This is a genomic window from Campylobacter sp. CFSAN093246, assembly GCF_012889415.1.
GTDB classification, from domain to species: domain Bacteria; phylum Campylobacterota; class Campylobacteria; order Campylobacterales; family Campylobacteraceae; genus Campylobacter_D; species Campylobacter_D jejuni.
In genome coordinates this window covers 215,094-233,300 of the sequence record NZ_CP040613.1, presented here as the reverse complement: position 1 = coordinate 233,300, position 18,207 = coordinate 215,094, and the positions used below count along the sequence as shown (strand labels likewise).

Annotated in this window: 22 protein-coding genes; 15 read left to right on the top strand and 7 right to left on the bottom strand. The window is 29.6% G+C overall.

The genetic code is table 11. The annotated features are described in order from the left end of the window. Positions 1-2 precede the first annotated feature (2 nt). Positions 3-1,313 carry an MFS transporter gene (locus FBE87_RS01205; RefSeq protein ID WP_002851616.1) on the top strand — a complete coding sequence of 437 codons (1,311 nt, stop codon included), beginning with the start codon at positions 3-5 and terminating at the stop codon, positions 1,311-1,313. On the opposite strand, the gene cheQ is transcribed toward FBE87_RS01205, so the two are convergent. Both cheQ and cheP read right to left on the bottom strand, forming a co-directional pair. Continuing rightward, positions 1,282-1,761 (bottom strand): cheVAW transcriptional regulator CheQ, encoded by a 480-nt coding sequence (cheQ, locus tag FBE87_RS01200; protein WP_002851877.1) that lies wholly within the window; start codon positions 1,759-1,761, stop codon positions 1,282-1,284. The two genes, FBE87_RS01205 and cheQ, sit on opposite strands and share 32 nt — an antisense overlap. 27 nt (positions 1,762-1,788) lie before the next feature. Continuing rightward, on the bottom strand, positions 1,789-2,646 hold the full coding sequence (gene cheP / locus FBE87_RS01195; RefSeq protein WP_002851703.1) for a cheVAW transcriptional regulator CheP: 858 nt from the start codon (positions 2,644-2,646) through the stop codon (positions 1,789-1,791). 482 nt (positions 2,647-3,128) lie between these two features. On the opposite strand from cheP, the gene FBE87_RS01190 reads away from it, so the two are divergent. Then, positions 3,129-3,818: an FIST N-terminal domain-containing protein gene (locus FBE87_RS01190; RefSeq protein WP_237911631.1), complete on the top strand. Its 690-nt coding sequence runs from the start codon at positions 3,129-3,131 to the stop codon at positions 3,816-3,818. 190 nt (positions 3,819-4,008) lie between these two features. After that, positions 4,009-4,209, top strand: a complete 201-nt coding sequence (locus FBE87_RS01185) for a hypothetical protein (RefSeq protein WP_227944531.1) — start codon at positions 4,009-4,011, stop codon at positions 4,207-4,209. Between the two features lie 59 nt (positions 4,210-4,268). On the opposite strand, the gene rplT is transcribed toward FBE87_RS01185, so the two are convergent. After that, positions 4,269-4,622, bottom strand: coding sequence for a 50S ribosomal protein L20 (rplT, locus tag FBE87_RS01180; protein ID WP_002851731.1), 354 nt, complete (start codon positions 4,620-4,622; stop codon positions 4,269-4,271). 93 nt (positions 4,623-4,715) lie between these two features. Then, on the bottom strand, positions 4,716-4,907 hold the full coding sequence (gene rpmI / locus FBE87_RS01175; protein ID WP_002777995.1) for a 50S ribosomal protein L35: 192 nt from the start codon (positions 4,905-4,907) through the stop codon (positions 4,716-4,718). Positions 4,908-5,065: 158 nt separating this feature from the next. On the opposite strand from rpmI, the gene FBE87_RS01170 reads away from it, so the two are divergent. The 4 genes from FBE87_RS01170 (at position 5,066) to FBE87_RS01155 (ending at position 9,110) form a co-directional block, all read left to right on the top strand. Beyond that, entirely contained in the window at positions 5,066-6,232 is a 1,167-nt protein-coding gene (locus FBE87_RS01170; protein ID WP_002895208.1) for a hypothetical protein, read from the top strand. 136 nt (positions 6,233-6,368) lie between these two features. Next, positions 6,369-6,770 carry a bacteriohemerythrin gene (locus FBE87_RS01165; protein ID WP_002854195.1) on the top strand — a complete coding sequence of 134 codons (402 nt, stop codon included), beginning with the start codon at positions 6,369-6,371 and terminating at the stop codon, positions 6,768-6,770. A 177-nt stretch (positions 6,771-6,947) separates the two neighbouring features. Continuing rightward, on the top strand, positions 6,948-8,129 hold the full coding sequence (locus FBE87_RS01160; protein WP_002869262.1) for a NifS family cysteine desulfurase: 1,182 nt from the start codon (positions 6,948-6,950) through the stop codon (positions 8,127-8,129). A 9-nt stretch (positions 8,130-8,138) separates the two neighbouring features. Further along, positions 8,139-9,110 carry an iron-sulfur cluster assembly scaffold protein NifU gene (locus FBE87_RS01155; protein WP_002840050.1) on the top strand — a complete coding sequence of 324 codons (972 nt, stop codon included), beginning with the start codon at positions 8,139-8,141 and terminating at the stop codon, positions 9,108-9,110. Positions 9,111-9,132: 22 nt separating this feature from the next. Here the strand turns inward: FBE87_RS01155 and FBE87_RS01150 are convergent, their stop codons facing one another. Beyond that, positions 9,133-11,016 carry a mechanosensitive ion channel family protein gene (locus FBE87_RS01150; protein ID WP_002859402.1) on the bottom strand — a complete coding sequence of 628 codons (1,884 nt, stop codon included), beginning with the start codon at positions 11,014-11,016 and terminating at the stop codon, positions 9,133-9,135. Then, positions 11,016-11,648: a carbonic anhydrase gene (locus FBE87_RS01145; RefSeq protein WP_002854509.1), complete on the bottom strand. Its 633-nt coding sequence runs from the start codon at positions 11,646-11,648 to the stop codon at positions 11,016-11,018. The genes FBE87_RS01150 and FBE87_RS01145 overlap by 1 nt, the downstream gene beginning before the upstream one ends. A 160-nt stretch (positions 11,649-11,808) precedes the next feature. On the opposite strand from FBE87_RS01145, the gene FBE87_RS01140 reads away from it, so the two are divergent. The 7 genes from FBE87_RS01140 (at position 11,809) to FBE87_RS01110 (ending at position 16,970) form a co-directional block, all read left to right on the top strand. Continuing rightward, complete coding sequence (locus tag FBE87_RS01140; protein ID WP_002851668.1) at positions 11,809-12,504, top strand: Bax inhibitor-1/YccA family protein; 696 nt, start codon at positions 11,809-11,811, stop codon at positions 12,502-12,504. Positions 12,505-12,607: 103 nt separating this feature from the next. After that, the gene (gene secG, locus FBE87_RS01135) at positions 12,608-12,979 is read left to right on the top strand and encodes a preprotein translocase subunit SecG (protein WP_002873227.1); all 372 of its coding nucleotides are present in this window, start codon (positions 12,608-12,610) and stop codon (positions 12,977-12,979) included. Between the two features lie 9 nt (positions 12,980-12,988). Continuing rightward, complete coding sequence (gene frr, locus FBE87_RS01130) at positions 12,989-13,552, top strand: ribosome recycling factor (protein ID WP_168977210.1); 564 nt, start codon at positions 12,989-12,991, stop codon at positions 13,550-13,552. 2 nt (positions 13,553-13,554) lie between these two features. Further along, positions 13,555-14,163 carry an orotate phosphoribosyltransferase gene (gene pyrE, locus FBE87_RS01125; protein ID WP_002869477.1) on the top strand — a complete coding sequence of 203 codons (609 nt, stop codon included), beginning with the start codon at positions 13,555-13,557 and terminating at the stop codon, positions 14,161-14,163. Next, positions 14,164-14,574, top strand: coding sequence for an RDD family protein (locus FBE87_RS01120; RefSeq protein WP_002892687.1), 411 nt, complete (start codon positions 14,164-14,166; stop codon positions 14,572-14,574). Positions 14,575-14,587: 13 nt separating this feature from the next. Next, complete coding sequence (locus tag FBE87_RS01115) at positions 14,588-15,610, top strand: ribonucleotide-diphosphate reductase subunit beta (protein ID WP_002851758.1); 1,023 nt, start codon at positions 14,588-14,590, stop codon at positions 15,608-15,610. Next, the gene (locus tag FBE87_RS01110; protein ID WP_079263601.1) at positions 15,597-16,970 is read left to right on the top strand and encodes a nicotinate phosphoribosyltransferase; all 1,374 of its coding nucleotides are present in this window, start codon (positions 15,597-15,599) and stop codon (positions 16,968-16,970) included. The genes FBE87_RS01115 and FBE87_RS01110 overlap by 14 nt, the downstream gene beginning before the upstream one ends. Here the strand turns inward: FBE87_RS01110 and FBE87_RS01105 are convergent. Beyond that, positions 16,939-17,487 (bottom strand): gamma carbonic anhydrase family protein, encoded by a 549-nt coding sequence (locus tag FBE87_RS01105; protein WP_002874478.1) that lies wholly within the window; start codon positions 17,485-17,487, stop codon positions 16,939-16,941. The two genes, FBE87_RS01110 and FBE87_RS01105, sit on opposite strands and share 32 nt — an antisense overlap. Positions 17,488-17,575: 88 nt before the next feature. Here FBE87_RS01105 and FBE87_RS01100 point away from each other — a divergent pair, with 88 nt between their 5' ends. Next, entirely contained in the window at positions 17,576-18,205 is a 630-nt protein-coding gene (locus tag FBE87_RS01100) for a protein-L-isoaspartate(D-aspartate) O-methyltransferase (protein ID WP_002874477.1), read from the top strand. The last annotated feature ends 2 nt before the right edge of the window (positions 18,206-18,207 follow it).

Here is an 18,207-nt window from a genome sequence, read left to right as displayed (position 1 = left end):
GAATGAGCAAAACCCTTAACCAAAAAGATATAAAAGTTTTAGGACTTTCATCATTAGGTGGAACTTTAGAATTTTATGATTTTATTATTTTTGTATTTTTTGCAAATTATATTTCAACAAACTTTTTTCCAAAAGATTTAAGTAGTTTTTGGCAAATGTTTAATACTTATGGAATATTTGCAGCTGGATATTTAGCACGTCCTTTAGGGGGTGTGATACTGGCACATTTTGGAGATAAATTTGGACGCAAAAGAATGTTTATGATTAGTATTTTGTTAATGGTTATTCCAACTTTTACTCTAGCTTTTATTCCAAATTATGAAAGTATAGGTTTTCTTTGTATTGTGCTTTTAGTTTTTATACGCATTTGTCAAGGTATAGCTATAGGCGGGGAACTCCCTGGAGCTTGGGTTTTTGTATACGAACACGCACCACAAGGTCAAAAAAGAACTTATTTGGGAATTTTAACCGCTTCGGTTGTAGGTGGAATTTTATTAGGTAGTTTGGTTTTTTTAATTATGAATAAAATTTATACCCAAGAAGAACTTCATGAATGGGCTTGGAGAATTCCATTCTTTTTAGGTGGAATTTTTGGGATTATTTCTGCTTATTTGAGAAAATTTTTAAGAGAAACTCCTGTTTTTGAACAAATGAAAAAAGACAAGGCTTTAGAAAAATTTCCTTTAAAAGAAGTGTTTAAAAAAGCTAAAATGGGAATTGTTCTTTCTATGATGATTACTTGGGTTTTGACAGGTTGTATTGTTGTAATGATTTTGCTTATGCCTAGTTATATGGCAAAAATACTTCAAATTAATACTTCTATACAAACCTATCTTCAAATAGGTGGAATTTTGCTTATTTGCCTAGGGTGTATTATAAGTGGAATTTTAGCGGATAAAATAGGCGTTATTAAATCTTGTGTATTTTTTAGTGTTTTTTTTGGAATTGCAAGCTTGCTTTATTTTAATACTTTATATAGACAAAATGCTGATTTTAACCTAGTAGCTTGCTTATATTTACTTGTATGTTTTTTTAGCGGAGTGATGAATTTTTGCCCTTTAATAATGAGTGAAGTATTTGATGCAAAAATTAAATTTTCAGGACTTTCTTTTTCATATAATATTGCTTATGCTATAGCTGGAGGTTTAACTCCGCAACTTGCTTTTTTCTTGCATAGTTTTGCCTTAAATAATTTAAGTAATTTTTGGCGTTTTTCTTTGGGACTTTATGTTTTCTTTTTGGCTATTATAGCTTTGCTATGTGCATTTATTTTTTCTTATCTTAATAATACCCAACGCACATACTCTCAGTGATTTTAATACGCTTTTCAAAAGGAGCTGGGCTAAAAAAATGGCATTTTTCTATATAAATATGCTGATGATAATTTAGCCCTAAAAAATCATAAAATTTTTTTAAATTAACAAATTTAATCCCACAAATTTCCTTAAGCTCTAAAAGTTTATAAATAGAAGAATTATTTTTTTCCACTAAATGAGAGGGAGCTAATCCAGTAAAAGAACAAAAAGCACTTGCCAATACAAAACCATTTAAACCACTACATTGCCTTAAAGCTTGCTGATGTTTTTCTAAAATGCAATTTCTATGCAAAAATATAATTCTTGTTCCTTGATATCTACCTATTTCTGCATTTTTCCAAAATTTATAAGCATTTTTTGAAATTCCAGCAAAACGATGAAATTCAGCGTTTAAAATATAGTGATCTAAAAATTCATTAGGAGGTAAGATTAAACTTTTCATCACTACAATTTAGAGCCTTAAAAAGGCTCTTTAATCTTCTTTGTTTAAATTTTCCTTAGCTTTGTTAGGAAGCTTAGATAAAAGATTGTTTAAATCAAAATTAATTCCTTGAGTTTTTGCCTCTTTAAGTAAAGCAACTGCAGCTTTTGCGTTAAATGGAGAAGAACCATCATGCGGAGCAAAAAGATGATCTGTTATTGCTAAAGCATAAGCGGATTTTTTCACTTTTTCGCGAGCAGCATGAGGAGTGCGAACAAAACATATACTTTCAATCAAAACATCATCAAAATTCCAACGATGTAACAAAAATCCCAAGAAAGAAATATGATCTACGCCTAAAAATTCATTCTCCGCTAAAGCAAGATTTTCATTTTTATTTAAAAAAGCTAAAAAATCCTTATCCTTATGATTTTGTATAAGAAAATTTGAAAAAATAACAATACCAAGCCTTAAAAGCATTGCACAAGGAACTAAAAGATGAGAAAGTTTTTTATCTTCATCATTAAGCCAATTTGCGATAAAAGTTGCCTCTTCATTGCACGTTTTTAAAAAATTTTGAGTATTTAAACCATAAGGTGAAACGTCTATTTTAAAATTATCTCTAATGGAGTCAGCCATAACTATATTGATGATATTACCAACGCCTAATAAAGTAATCACTTGATTTATGGTTGTAATTTCTCTTGTAAAACCATAATAAGGAGAATTTGCTAATTGCAAAAGCTTAGCCGTCATCAACGGATCGCTTGAAATGATTTCAGCAACTTTCATAGTTTCTATATTTGAATTAGCCTCGCTCACATATTTTCTTAACTTGCTTACAGTATCAGGTAAAGGTGGCAATACTTCAACGCTTTTTAATAAAAGCTCATTCATATCTCCAATCATATTTAATTTATCCTTAATTAATATTATTATAATTTGCAATTATATCTAAATTTTAATTTACTTATTGCATTTTTTATGACTTAAGGTATAATAAAAATTACAAATAAATGCCGAATTTATGGTGTCTTGATTTAGTTAACTAGTAATTAAAAAATAGTTTTAATGGAGTTAAATTGATGTTTTTTTAATTTTAAAAATAAAAGCTCAACAAAAAAAGAAGAAGTAAAAAAGTTTTAGAAGCTCTATATCTTCAATAAAATGAACTTGAAGAAAAATTAAAAAAAAATAAACATCAAGCCAAAATTAATTACAGGCTTTGTGTCAATCAACTTAATCTAGCGATCATAGGAAATAAGATTCAAAATTCTATAAATGAGCAATGTGATATCATCTTAAGCAGTGCTACTGATTTATTATGCAACCTTGATTCTAACTCAAACATTGAAAACAGTCCTTATAAACAAAATATCCAAGGAATAAGCTTGATACTTTTTAGTGAAGATATGATAGAAAATCTTTGCACAAATAAAATCAAGCTTTTTAGTGATATAAAAGATTATACAGAAAGAAAAAAACTGATAGAAAAAGAAGTTTTATTTATAAATATACCTTTTGAAGCACACTGCATAAATACTTTGCATTATTTAATTTATGATGGTTTAAGTCAAAGCGAAAGTTCTCTTTTAGAACTTTTGTACAAACACAACCCCTATCCTTGTGCTTTAGTAGGGGGTGGGTCTAGCGGAAACATGGACTTTAGCGGAGCATTTATATTTTATAATGGAGAAATATTAAAAAATCAAGCTTTAAGCATACATGTCCAATTTAAACCTAAATACCGTTTTGATTTAATGAAGTCTCAAAATTTTAATCCTCAAAGCAACATTACCTTTACCATACTTGATGCAAGTTTATATGATAAAACCATACATGAATTTATTGATAAAAAAACCTTTCAATCCATCAACGCGGTTGAAGCTTTATGTAATTATTTTAACTGTACTTTTGAAGAACTTAAAAATAAAATGCAAGAATATACTTTTGCTTTAAAAATTGGAGAAGACTATCTTATTTCCCCTATGGAAATCAACCCAAATAAAACATTATTTAGTTATTGTGATATAGAAAGCGCTCAGGAATTAAGCTTGCTTAAAAAAAACAAATTTTATTGAAGCTATAAAAAAAGATTATGAAAAATTTTCTCTTAATGAACCAAAACCACTAGGAGCAATTTTTAACGATTGTATCTTAAGAAGACTTCACAACAAAGAACATTTAAATCAAATCCATTTTAATGATTTTCCCATAGTTGGTTTTTCTAGTTTTGGAGAAATTTATGGAGCGGGAATTGCAAAAAGTTTAGTGGCAATATTTTTTTATGAAGTTGAAAATTTTAATGATTTCAAACCTAGATATTTAAAAACTTTCATACAAAAATACAGTGATTTTAAATACTATTATCTTAATATAAAAGGTCAAAAACTAGAAATGACAAATGAGATTAATAAAATAATCTTAAATCAACTCAAATGTTATGAAGATGTTCTAGCTAAACTAAATTAATACTAAAAAAATTAAGAATTTCAAGAAATCAAAAATCTTGAAATTCTTACACTAAAAAATTAAAGCGCTTTTTTTGCGGCCTCTGCAATTTTTGCAAAAGCAGCAGCATCATTCATAGCTAAATCTGCTAGAATTTTTCTATCAAGTTCAATACCTGCTTTTTTAAGGCCATTGATAAATCTTGAATAACTTAAATCATTAAGTCTGCAAGCAGCATTGATACGCACAATCCAAAGACGGCGGAAGTCTCTTTTTTTACGGCGTCTATCACGATAAGCATAGACTAGACTTCTTTCTAATTGTTCTTTTGCTTTTCTAAAATGTTTGCGTCGTCCACTATAAAAACCACGCGCTAATTTTAAAACTTTTTTATGTCTGCGGCGTCTAACAACACCTGTTTTTACTCTTGCCATTTTTATTTCCTTTCATAAAGTGGCGTCCAAATTTGGAGCTTGCCCTTGAAATTTTATCTCAGAGGGGAGTTTGAATGACTTTTAGTCAAAAACTTAAATTCCTAGCATTTTTTCAACAGCTTTTACATTTGTGCTATGCACATATTTAGCTGTGCGAAGATCACGCATTCTTTTTGCAGGTTTTTTAGTCAAAATATGACTTCTAAAAGCTGAGCCTCTTTTGATTTTATTTTTACCTACTTTGAAGCGTTTAACTGCGCTTTTAACGCTTTTCATCTTTGGCATACGCTTTCCTTATTTAGATAAATTTTTATTTTTCAAACTTTAAAAGAAAAGATAAATACTATCAAATTTTTTCTAATTTTTGACTGAATTTAATTTTTAAAAAACTTGGCACACATTTTGCTTATAAAAAAATCAGCAATATTTTGGAAAGATTTAAAATGACTATAAATTCGGCAAATCCATATCAAAATTTAACCTTATCTAATCCTTTGCAGAATAGCTCTGCTCTAAATTTGATTAAAGATAGCAAAGCCTTAGATCAAAAAGGAAATGAAAATAGCTTAGAACAATTAAGTTATATTTTTAATAATATCACTTATGCTAGTGAATTTGGATTTAGAATCAATGAAGAAGGTTTTTTTGATAAAGATTTAAATAAAATTGCAAATATACCAGAATCTTATGATATCAACATTAAAAGCGTTAGAAGCATAGCGAAAGAACTCGCAAAACAAGATGAAAATTTAAACTACAATAAAATTGATCTACCTTATCTTTTAAATAGCTATCATAGTTCATTAAAATCTATAAATTCAGAATTTTTACAAGATGATAATGCTTATTTAAGTCGCGATCTTATTTCAAAACTATCATCAGGTTTTTCAACAGATAATGGAGAATTTTTAGGCCAAATTTCAAGAATTTACAACAATCAAGAAGAAATTGATTTGGCATTAAGTAATATCACAAATTTAAATACTTTAATGTTAGATAATAAAATAACTAATTTTCACTTTGATAAAGCCATAGAAAACACTTCTTCTAATGAAATTTTAAAACCTTATTTAACTAAAAATGCAGAAGTATCAAAATCTGGTCTTTTAATGAATTTTATCTACCATGATATAAAAACTCAAAACGAAAAAGAATTTAACTTTTTTATGAAACCTGCCACTTTAGAACCAAGCTCTCATCAAAATTTACAAAAAATTCTCAAGGGCGAAACAGATATAGAAGATTACATCAAAAAAGAAAATGAAAAAAAGATGAGTTTTGATCTTTATCTTTATGTGAATGGCGTAGATAAAAAAACAAGTACTCAAGATAAACTATCTGTATTTTTTCAACAATATATTAACTACCAAAAAGATATGGATTTAAGAGAATTTGCAAATTCAAGTTCAATATTTCAAATTTATATCGATCAAAATCGCAATGATTTTGATGCTCTTAAAAAACAATATCAAAACCAAAGTCAAGATACGCAAAGATTAGAAGAAGCAAATCAACTACGTTCTAGCTCTATAGAAAATTTTTTAGATCGTCGTCAAAAACAAGCAAATATAAATAAAATTTTAAACTCTTATATGTCTGTGATGGTTTAAAATAATTTTTTAAAAAATATATAAATTATAAATACTTTAATAATAATAATTTTTATATAATTAATTAATAAAATTTTAAGTATTATAGCATTATAATCGGCTCTCGAAAAATATAAATATAAAAGTACTCAAAACCATGATTTATAATGAAAAAATTATTTCAATGAATAATGATCTTTTAGATCATCAACATAAAGAACTTTTTGAAATTTCTAAAAAACTCTCTTTAATGAACCAATGTCATGTTGGAACAAAAGAATTAAAAATTGTCTTAAGAGAGTTGTTGATAATGATCAATAGACATTTTTCAGATGAAGAAGCCTTTATGAGAAAAATAGAATATCCTTATATCAACCATCATACAAGAATTCATAGAAAAATTATCTTAGAAATTGAAGAAATTATCATCAGTGAAGCTAAATTTGTAAATATAATGACCGAAAAATTAAATCTCGTTGTTCAAGATTTTATCTTTAAACATACAGCCAAAGAAGATTCAAAGATAGTAAAGTATTACGAAGAAAAATTTAAGAAATAGTATTTCTCATTTTTGCTATATAAAATTCACAAAATATTTCACTTTAAAATTTTACTTTAGCATTTTATTTTTGTTATAATTTTTAACCTAATTTTTATAAATTTTTGTTATTATCCGTTTTCAAATAAAGATAAAAAATATCCTAATTAAAATTAAGGATAAATTAAGGATTTTAAAGTGAAAGTATATTTAGATAACAACGCAACGACAATGCTTGATCCTAATGCTTATGAGTTGATGCTACCTTTTTTAAAGGATATGTATGGAAATCCAAATAGCCTTCATCAATATGGTAGCGCAACACATCCTGCCTTAAGAGAAGCTTTGGATAAACTTTATGCAGGACTTGGAGCAAATGACCTAGATGACATAATTGTAACCTCCTGTGCGACAGAAAGCATTAACTGGGTGCTTAAGGGTGTGTATTTTGATTATATTTTAGATAAAGAACGCAATGAAGTGATTATTTCTAGTGTAGAACACCCTGCTGTTACTGCTGCTGCTTATTTTTTAAAAAGTCTTGGAGTAAAAGTCATAGAACTTCCTGTAAATGAAGAAGGAGTTTCTACTGTAGAAGATTTGCGTAAAGTGATTAGCGATAAAACAGCACTTGTAAGTGTTATGTGGGCAAATAATGAAACAGGTATGATTTTTGATATTAAAGCGATGGCAGAGCTTGCGCATGAATTTGGTGCTCTTTTTCATACAGATGCTACTCAAGCAGTAGGTAAAATAAAGGTTAATTTAACTCAAGTAGGAGTTGATTTTGCTTCATTTTCGGCACATAAATTTCATGGACCAAAGGGTGTGGGTGGACTTTTTATAAAAAAAGGACTTAAGCTTACTCCACTTTTACACGGTGGAGAACACATGGGTGGTCGTAGAAGCGGGACTTTAAATGTGCCTTATATAGTGGCTATGGGCGAGGCTTTGCGTATTGCAAATACTATGCTTGATTTTGAAGATTCTCATATACGCCGTTTAAGAGATAAACTAGAAGATCAAATTTTAGCCTTGCCTGATACAACAGTGGTTGGAAAAAGAGAACACCGTGTGCCTAATACAATCTTAGCAAGTATTAAAGGAGTTGAAGGCGAAGCAATGCTTTGGGATTTAAATAAAAATGGTATAGCTGCAAGTACGGGCTCAGCCTGTGCAAGTGAAGCTTTAGAAAGCAATCCTATTATGGAAGCTATCGGTGCGGAGCATGATTTAGCGCATACAGCTTTAAGGCTTTCTTTGTCACGTTTTAACACTGAAGAAGAAATTGATTATGCAGCAAAACAAATTAAAAATGCAACACAGAGATTAAGAGCAATTTCTTGTACTTATGCTTATAATCCAAATAATTACAAATAAGGATGAAAAATGGGAAAAAATAGTTTAATTGGTGGATCCATTTGGGATGAGTATTCACAAAAAGTTCAAGATAGAATGAATAATCCTCAACATATGGGAGAATTTAGTGAAGAAGATGCTAAAGCACGCAATGCAAAATTGATCGTAGCTGATTTTGGTGCAGAAAGTTGCGGCGATGCGGTAAGACTTTTTTGGCTTGTAGATGAAAAAACTGATAAAATTATCGATGCAAAATTTAAAAGTTTTGGTTGTGGTACAGCTATAGCAAGTAGTGATACTATGGTGGATCTTTGTATAGGAAAAACTGTAGATGAAGCAGTAAAAATCACAAATTTAGATGTGGAATTTGCTATGCGTGATAATCCAGAAACTCCAGCTGTTCCACCTCAAAAAATGCACTGTTCGGTTATGGCTTATGATGTAATCAAACAAGCAGCAGCGCATTATAAAGGTATAAGTCCTGAAGATTTTGAAGATCAAATTATAGTTTGCGAGTGCGCTAGGGTAAGTCTTGGAACTATTAAAGAAGTGATTAAACTTAATGATTTGCATAGCGTAGAAGAAATCACACAATATACTAAAGCGGGTGCTTTTTGTAAATCCTGTATCAAACCAGGCGGACATGAAAAAAGAGATTATTACCTTGTAGATATTTTAGCTGAAACTAGAGCTGAAATAGATAGAGAAAAACTCAAAAATACAATGAAAAGCGATGTGGCTTTTGATGAAATGACCGTAGTGGGACAATTAAAAGCAGTTGAAAGTGTTTTAGATGCTGAAATTCGCCCTATGCTTCATAATGATGGTGGAGATTTGGAAGTGATTGATATACAAAAGGCTGAAGGTGCAGCAATTGATGTTTATATTCGTTATCTTGGTGCTTGTAGTGGTTGTTCTAGTGGAAGTGGTGCAACACTTTATGCTATTGAAACAATTTTACAAGAAGAATTAAGTCCAAATATACGCGTTATGCCGGTTTAAAAAATAGCAAGATAAAATCTTGCTATTTTATAGCTTTTGCTTGCAAATCAAGGGGTGGTAAATTTTCTATATAAATACTACGACTTGGGAAAGCAAAGGTTAAACCATTTTTTTCAATTATACGCATAAACTCAAGCATTAAACTTTGTCTAGCTTCTCTAAAATCTTTTCCACCTATTTCTTTGATATAAAAATAAAGCTCTATATTAATACTACTATCTGCAAATTCACTTAAAGCCACATAACAAGCATTTTTATAGCCTTCTAAATCATTAATAGATACAAGATTTTGACGATATTTTGTTGTATGATCGCCATATTTTAATGCGCTATCCTCATCGTGAGCTACTAAATCACTTGTATGCAAAAATTCTCTTAGATCTTTTACACATTGTTCTAGTTTTTCAGGAGTAGCATCATAACCAACACCCAAATACATTCTAACATGGCGACCCATGCGTCTTTTGCTCCAATTTTTGATATTAGCTCCCATAATAGTTGAATTTGGTAAAAATACAAGACAATTATCAAAAGTTCTAATAGTAGTTTTTCTAAGTCCTGTTTCAACCACGGTTCCTTCTATGCCTGAAACCTCTACCCAATCTCCTTGATTAAAGCTATTATCAAAAAGTAAGAGTATAGAAGCAAAGAAATTTGCAATGATATCTTTCGCCGCTAAAGCAACAGCTAAACCACCAATTCCCAAAGATGCAATAATAGCCGAAATATTAAAACCAAGTTGAGCAAGAATATATAATAAAGCTATAATAATAATGACAAAATATAAAATTTTAATAATTAAATTTACAACTTCTTTTTTTCCACTTTTTTGAGCAAGTTTAGAAACCAATACCACGCCATAACCATCAAGCATTCTTAAAATAAGCCATGCAATTAAAACTGCATAAACTATATGAAAAAAATTACTTAAATTTACACTCAAAGGTGCAGGATAAGTTGCTATAGTAAGACAAAGAGAAATAGCATAGACAATCAACAAGAAGCCTACAGGTTTTTTAATATTCTCAATAAAAATGACTTTAATATCATCTACATCATTTTTATTTCTATAAAAAAACTGAACAAGGAAAAAATATACTATATTTGCAAAAAAACGTCTTAAAGATATAAAAAATACTAAAACCAAAGCAGAAATTACTATTTTTCCGATATTAACAAAACTTACCCCAATTGCCTCATTTATACGATCTATCCAAACTTGAAGCTCGAGTAATGAAAAAATATAATTACTTTCAAGCAAATCTGCATTTGAGCGTAAATACTTAAGAATTTCAGAATAAGAATCTACAGCATTACTGATATATCTTTCTTTTAGGGTAATTTTTTCTAATTCTTCTGAATTTGTAATTTTGCTTTTAAAACTATCTAAATTAACATTAGAAGAATTTTGTAAATTTTCCATTGCCTTATCAACAGTAGCAATCAAATCTTCACTGCTTGCTGTATTTTTAAAAAGTTTTTCCACTTCAAACAAAGAAGAATAAAAACTTTCCACAATATTAAAATAAACTAGATTAAGAGTGGCATCTGTATAAATATAAGGCTTATTAATATTCTTTTTTTGAACATCTAGTAATTTTTCTTTTGCTTTTAAAAATCTAGCCACTGCCTCTTCATTAATCTTTTGTCCTACTATCATATCGGGTATTTTTGCTAAAATAGTCTTTTTGTCTTTTTCAAATTCACTTAAAATACCATTAAAAGTGCTTGAATTTTCATCATTGTTTTTCTTAAATTCTTTAATTTGATTGTTAAGATCAACATATTTTTCAACTAAAGCATAAATTCCTTCATCCTCTTTACTAATATTCGCATCAATAAATTTAAATTCTTGTGCTCCAAGGTATAAAATAAAAAAACATAAACTAAAAATAATTTTTTTCATTAAACTTTCCTATCCTGTATTAAAGTAAAAATTTTTGCTTTAAAATCATACTCATAAATTTCACCTGTCTCTATAATATAATACCAAGCATGTACTTCTATTTTTCCTTCATCTAAAGCTTCTTGCACGCCTGGATAAGTAAGTATATTTTGCAAAGAATTTACTAAATTTAATTTTTCTGTAAGCCATGAACGCATAGCCAAATCGTCTCTTGCAAAAATCATTACATCTTTTTTTATCGGATCTAACATAGTAAGCCATTTTTTCACATTAGGAATTTTATTTAACTCTTCATCAGAATAATAAAGAGCATTGCAACCTCCACAATTACTATGGCCACAAACGACGATATTTTTAATATGCAATGAATTTAAAGCATACTCTATTGCTGAAGTTGTCGCTAAGTAATCTTCCCCAATACGATAAGGTGGAACTATATTTGCAATATTTCGTATTACAAAAAGCTCACCTGGACCCGTATTGGTGATCAAATTTGGAATTACTCTAGAATCAGAACAACCTATAAAAAGAGTATGGGGATTTTGCTTATTTTTTAGACTTTCAAAAAGTTCTTCATGCTCCTTAAAGTCTTCTTGCATAAACTTAATCGCCCCACTAATAAGATTTTCCATAAAACCAACCTGAAACTAAAATCTTGAAATTATAACAAAATTTCAGCAAAGATTTCATTTAATCATAAAGATATTATATAAATTAACTTTTTATTTAGTCTAATATGTTAGATTTCGCTCAAGATTTTAAAAAATCTAACAATTTTGCAAGGAGAATTTTATGAGTCTTTATGATAGAGACTACTCAAGATCAAAAGAATTTGAAAATACACGCTCAAGCGAATTAAGTATTTTTATTAAACAAACTTATCAACTTTTTGCTGCTTCATTATTAGCTGCAACAGTAGGTGCGTATGTAGGAATTTTTGCTTTAGCATCATTTTTTATACAATCACAAGTAACTTTTTGGATCCTTTTTGCTGTTGAAATCGGACTTTTATTTGCTTTGCAATGGAAAAAAAGAGAGGCTCCATTAAATCTTGTTTTGCTTTTTGGTTTTACTTTCTGCTCAGGTTTAACGCTTACACCTTTGCTTATTTCAGTGTTAGCTCTACCAGCTGGAGGAATTATCATCGCTCAAGCTTTTGCTTTAACAACAGTTGCTTTTGCAGGACTTAGTGTATTTGCTATGAATACAAAAAAAGATTTTACTGTTATGGGTAAAGCTTTATTTATAGTATTAATCGTTATTGTAGCAGCATCTTTACTAAACCTTTTCTTCCAAAGCAGTATAGTTAATCTAGCTATTTCAGCAGTAGCTGCAATATTATTTTCATTTTACATTCTTTATGATACGCAAAATATTATCCGCGGAAATTATGAAACTCCAATCGAAGGTGCAGTAGCACTTTATCTTGATTTTGTTAATCTTTTCGTATCTTTACTTAATATCTTAAGAAGCTTCAATAGCAGATAAATTTTTGTGGGATTTTTCTCACAAAAACTTTTCAAGTTTCAAAACTTTTCAAGTTTTATTTAGCTAAAATAATCATTTAAAAATTAACTTTTAGGAATTTTCAATGATCACTCTTTTAATCATTTTACAATTTATCATCGTTGTAGTTATTTGTATAGCAGTTTTACTTCAAAAAAGTTCAAGTATAGGACTTGGAGCTTATAGTGGAAGCAATGAAAGTTTATTTGGCGCCAAAGGACCAGCTGGATTTTTGGCAAAATTTACCTTTGTTATGGGAATTTTACTTATTGCAAATACTATTGGTCTTGGTTATTTATACAATAAAGCTAGCAAAGACTCTCTAGCAGAGAAAATTAAAGTAGAAAACAACAATACTACTATTCCAAGTGCTCCTATTGTGCCTGCTACCCCAAACACAAATTCTATCGCTCCAAGTGCACCACAACTTCCAAGCAATGTTAATTCAAGTAAATAATTAAAGGAAATGATAATGCTAAATGAAATTTTTAACAAACAAAAAACCCAAAGTGAAAAATCTTTAGAAGCCTTAAAAAAAGACTTCACCACTTTAAGAACTGGAAAAGTTAATACCCATATTTTAGATCATATTACAGTGGATTATTATGGAACTCAAACTCCTTTAAATCAAGTAGCAACTGTTTTAGCAAGTGATGCTTCAACTATTAGCATCACTCCTTGGGAAAAACCTTTACTAAAAACCATAGAAAGCGCTATTGCAGCTGCAAATATCGGTGTAAATCCAAACAATGACGGCGAAAGTGTAAAATTATTTTTCCCTCCGATGACTAGAGAGCAAAGAGAAGAAAATGTAAAGCAAGCTAAAGCTATGGGTGAAAAGGCAAAAGTTTCTATAAGAAATATACGCAAAGATGCCAACGATGCAGTTAAAAAACTAGAAAAAGATAAGGCAATAAGCGAAGATGAAGCAAAAAAAGCTTATGATGAAGTGCAAAAACTTACCGACGCCTACATAATAAAAATTGATGAGAGTGTAAAAAGTAAAGAAAGTGAACTTTTAAAGGTTTAACGATGAATTTAGAGCAAATTTATAAAGGTTGTGGTGCTTATTTAGAAGGGCATTTTTTACTAAGTTCAGGTAAACATTCGCAATTTTATCTTCAAAGTGCAAAAGTTTTAGAGAATCCAAAATTAGCAGCAAAACTTTGTGATGAACTTGCAAAGATTATTGCAAGCTATAAGATAGAATTTGATAGCATTTGTTCTCCTGCTTTAGGTGGAATTTTAGCAGGTTATGAGCTTGCAAGAGCTTGTAGTAAACGTTTTATCTTCACTGAAAGAGTAAATAAAGAAATGACCTTAAGACGTGGTTTTGAAGTAAAAAAGGGTGAAAAATTTATAATTTGTGAAGATATCATTACTACAGGTGGTAGTGCTTTAGAGAGTGCAAAAATCATTGAAAGTTTAGGTGGTATTGTTGTAGGTTTTGCAGCATTGGCAAATCGTGGTTTTTGTGCAGTAGAAAATTTAAAATCTCCAAGAAAAGATAATGCGAAATTACCTGAAAATTTACCACTCTTTACTCTAGGAAATTTTGAATTTGAAATTTATGATGAAACAAATTGTCCACTTTGTAAAAAAGGGAGTAAAGCTATAAAACCAGGAAGTCGTGGAAATTAAATGAAAACTAAAGCAAAAATTAGCTCTAGATGGCTAAGATTTAGAGCTTTGCTTATAGATATTTTTCTTATTTATATTCCTATTTTGTATTTATTTTATTTTCTATTAGGCTCTAAAGAAGCTTTTTTAAACAACCATTTTATCACAACTTTATGTACTTTTTTATTTGGCTTGATTCAAGCTATTTTTTTAACAAAAAAGGCACAAAGCCCAGGTCTTAAAGCATATGATTTATATCTTATTGATATAAAAACGGGAAAGAAACTAAGTTTTCTTAGAATTTTACTAAGATATGTGATATTTATTATAAGTTTTGGCTTACTCTTTGGTTTATTTGTCAGTTTTGTAAGAAAAGATCGTTTAAATTTACACGATATTTTAACTCAAAGTTGTATAGCTACCAAAGCATAAAGAAAGGTTAAAAATGCAAAGAAAAAGAATTTACAATCCAAGCTCAAACGAAACCCTAGGAGATCGTAAAGTTTTTGATGGTAACCCACATGGAATTTTAAATTTCACTAAGGCAAAATATACTTGGGCTTTAAAACTTTGGGATTTAATGGAGGCAAATACTTGGTTTCCAAAAGAAGTGGATACAACTAAAGATGCACTTGATTATCGCTGTAATTTAACTGCAGGTGAAAAAAGAATGTATGATTTGGTTTGGAGTCAGCTTATTTCTATGGATAGTTTTCAAACCAATAATTTAGCAGACAATATCAACCCTTACATCACAGCTCCTGAAATCAATGCGGTTTTGGCACGCCAAGCTTATGAAGAGGCAAACCATTCAAAATCTTACGCTGTTATGGTTGAAGCGATTTGCGATAATACAGATTTGATTTATGAAATGGAAAAGCATGATGAAACTTTGCGTGAAAAAAATGACTTTATTTCAAGCATTTATGAAGAATTAGCAGGCGATGTAGATGATAATAAACTTCTTTTGGCTATGGTGGCAAATCAAATTTTAGAAGGAGTATATTTTTATAGTGGTTTTACTGCCATTTACGCACTTGCACGTGCAGGAAAAATGCTAGGTTCAGCACAAATGATCCGCTTTATCCAAAGAGATGAAATCACACATCTTTTATTATTTCAAAATATGATCAATTCAGTACGCAAAGAAAGACCTGATTTGTTCCATGATGAAAATATCAATAAAATTTATGATATGTTTAAAAAAGCTGGAGATCTTGAGATCAAATGGGGTAAATACATCACTCAAAATCAAATCATGGGCTTTACTGATGATATCATAGAAGAATATATCCATTATCTTGTAGATCAAAGATTAAGTGCGATCAATTTAGATAAGTTATATAATGCAAAACATCCTATTAAATGGGTAGATGATTTTTCAAAATTTAACGATCAAAAGAGCAATTTCTTTGAAAGTAAAGTAACGAATTATTCTAAGGGTAGTATAAGCTTTGATGACTTCTAAAACTTCTTTAACCTTGCTTTGTGATTTTTATGAATTTACAATGTCTCAAGGCTATTTCAAAAACAATAAAAAAGATCAAATTTGTTATTTTGATATATTTTTTAGAAAAATTCCAGATTCAGGATCTTTTGCTATTTTTGCAGGTCTTGAAGATATTTTAGACTTTGTTGAAAATTTGAGTTTTGATGCAGAAGATATAGAATTTTTAAGAAAACAAGGTATTTTTGATACAGAATTTTTAGATTTTTTAGCTAACTTTAAATTTAAGGGTGAAATTTATGCTATGCGTGAAGGAGAAGTGATTTTTCCAAACGAACCTTTGCTATGTATTAAAGCTACAACCATAGAAGCACAGCTTTTAGAAACTTTTTTACTTTTAAGTTTAAACCACCAAAGCCTTATTGCTACCAAAACCAATCGTATCGTGCGTGCAGCTAAAGACAGTAAAATTTTAGAATTTGGTTCACGCAGAGCACAAGGAAGTGAAGCAGCCTTAAAAGGAGCAAGAGCAGCTTTTATAGGAGGTTGCATAGGAAGTGCTTGTACTTTAGCAGGAAAAATTTATAATATCCCTATCAATGGAACTATGGCACATTCTTGGGTGCAAATGTTTGAAAATGAACTTGAAGCTTTTAAAGCTTATGTGAAAATTTATCCAAAAAATCCTGTTTTTTTGATCGATACTTATGATTGTCTAAATAGCGGACTTAAAAATGCGATTAAAGTTTTTAAAGAATTTGATATTCAAGAAGGCGGCGTGAGAATAGATTCTGGAAATTTACTTGAGTTGAGTTTGAAAATCAGACAAGAACTTGATCAAGCAGGACTTCAAAAATGTAAAATCATAGTTTCTAACGCCCTTGATGAATGGAGCATTAAAAAACTTAAAGAACAAAATGCACCTATTGATATCTTTGGTGTAGGCGAAAGATTGATCACTGCTTCAAGTGACCCTATTTTTAGTTGCGTTTATAAACTCGCAGCCTTAGAAGATCAAGGCATAAAACCTAAAATCAAAATTAGCGAAAATAACGAAAAATCAACCCTACCTCATTTTAAAAAGCTTTTTAGGGTTTATGATAAAAACACGCAAAAAATCCTTTTTGATGAGCTTTATGTTTTTGACGAAAACCCAAATCAAGATGAAAATTTAGAACGCAAAGAACTTTTAAAATTAGTCTACAAAGAAAAAAGACTTCTTAAAAAGTCATCTTTAAATACTATTCAAGATTATACAAAAGAGCAAATTTCAAAACTCGATGAGAATTTTTTAGATCTTGATCGTTTTGTGAAATTTGAAGTAAAACTCTCGCCTAAACTTCAAAATATCACTGAAGATCTTTTAAAAACTCGTTTTTAAAATCCACATAATTTAAAGCGGATTGTTTTAGAAAGTTTATTTCTTCATTATTTAATTCACGCACAAATTTTGCAGGATTTCCAAGTATCAAAGAGCGTGGCGGAAATTTTTTACCCTTTGTTACAACGCTTCCAGCACCCACTATGCTATCTTCTTCTATCAAAGCACTATCCATGATAACAGCATTCATTCCGATTAAAACACGATTTTTTATCACACAAGCATGGATAACGCAATTATGTCCTATAGTTACATCATCTCCTATTATCGTAGGAAAACCAGCATCTTTTAACTTTCCTTTTTTATCAAATTCCCTATGCCAAACATGTACCGTGCTAAGATCTTGAATATTGGTTCTTTTGCCAATTTTTATAAAATTAACATCGGCTCTTAAAACACAATTAAACCAAATACTACTTTCATCTCCTATTTCTATTTCTCCTATGATTTTAGCGCCCTCTGCAACAAAAACATTTTGACCTAGTTTGGGACTATGATTTTTAAATTTTATAAGCATTTTTTTCCTTTTTATTTAAGTATAGCTAAGTTTAACTCTATTTCAACTTTTTTAGTTACAATTTTTATTTAAATTTATAGGAGAAGTAATGAACACATTTGAACAAAAAAGATGTCAAAATATGGCTGAAGAAATTGCACAAAAAGTTTTTATCAATGAAGAACTTTTTAATGCTTTTTGTCAAATTCCACGTGAAATTTTTTCTCCTTTAAAAGCCCATGCTTATCGCCTTGATGCTTTGCCTTTAGCAAATTCTCAATGGATTAGTTCACCTTTAACTGTAGCTAAAATGACTATGGCTTTAGATTTTAAAAATGCTGATAGTATTTTAGAGATAGGTTGTGGAAGTGGCTATCAAGCTGCGATTTTAAGCAAAGTCATAAGGCGTGTTTTTACCATAGAACGCATAGAAAATTTAGCCAAAAAAGCCGCTCAAACTTTCAGAGAATTAGAACTTTTTAATATCAATGTAAAATTTGATGATGGACAAAATGGCTGGAAAAATTATGCTCCTTATGATAGGATTTTATTTTCTGCTTATGCGACACAAATTCCTGAAATTTTACTCGATCAATTAAGCGATGATGGTATTTTAGTTGCTCCTATTTTACACAATGGCAAACAATTCATCACACGCCTTAGAAAAAATGGCACAAATTTACAAAAAGAAATTTTAGAAGAATGTTTATTTGTGCCTATAGTAGATGGGAAAGAATAAAC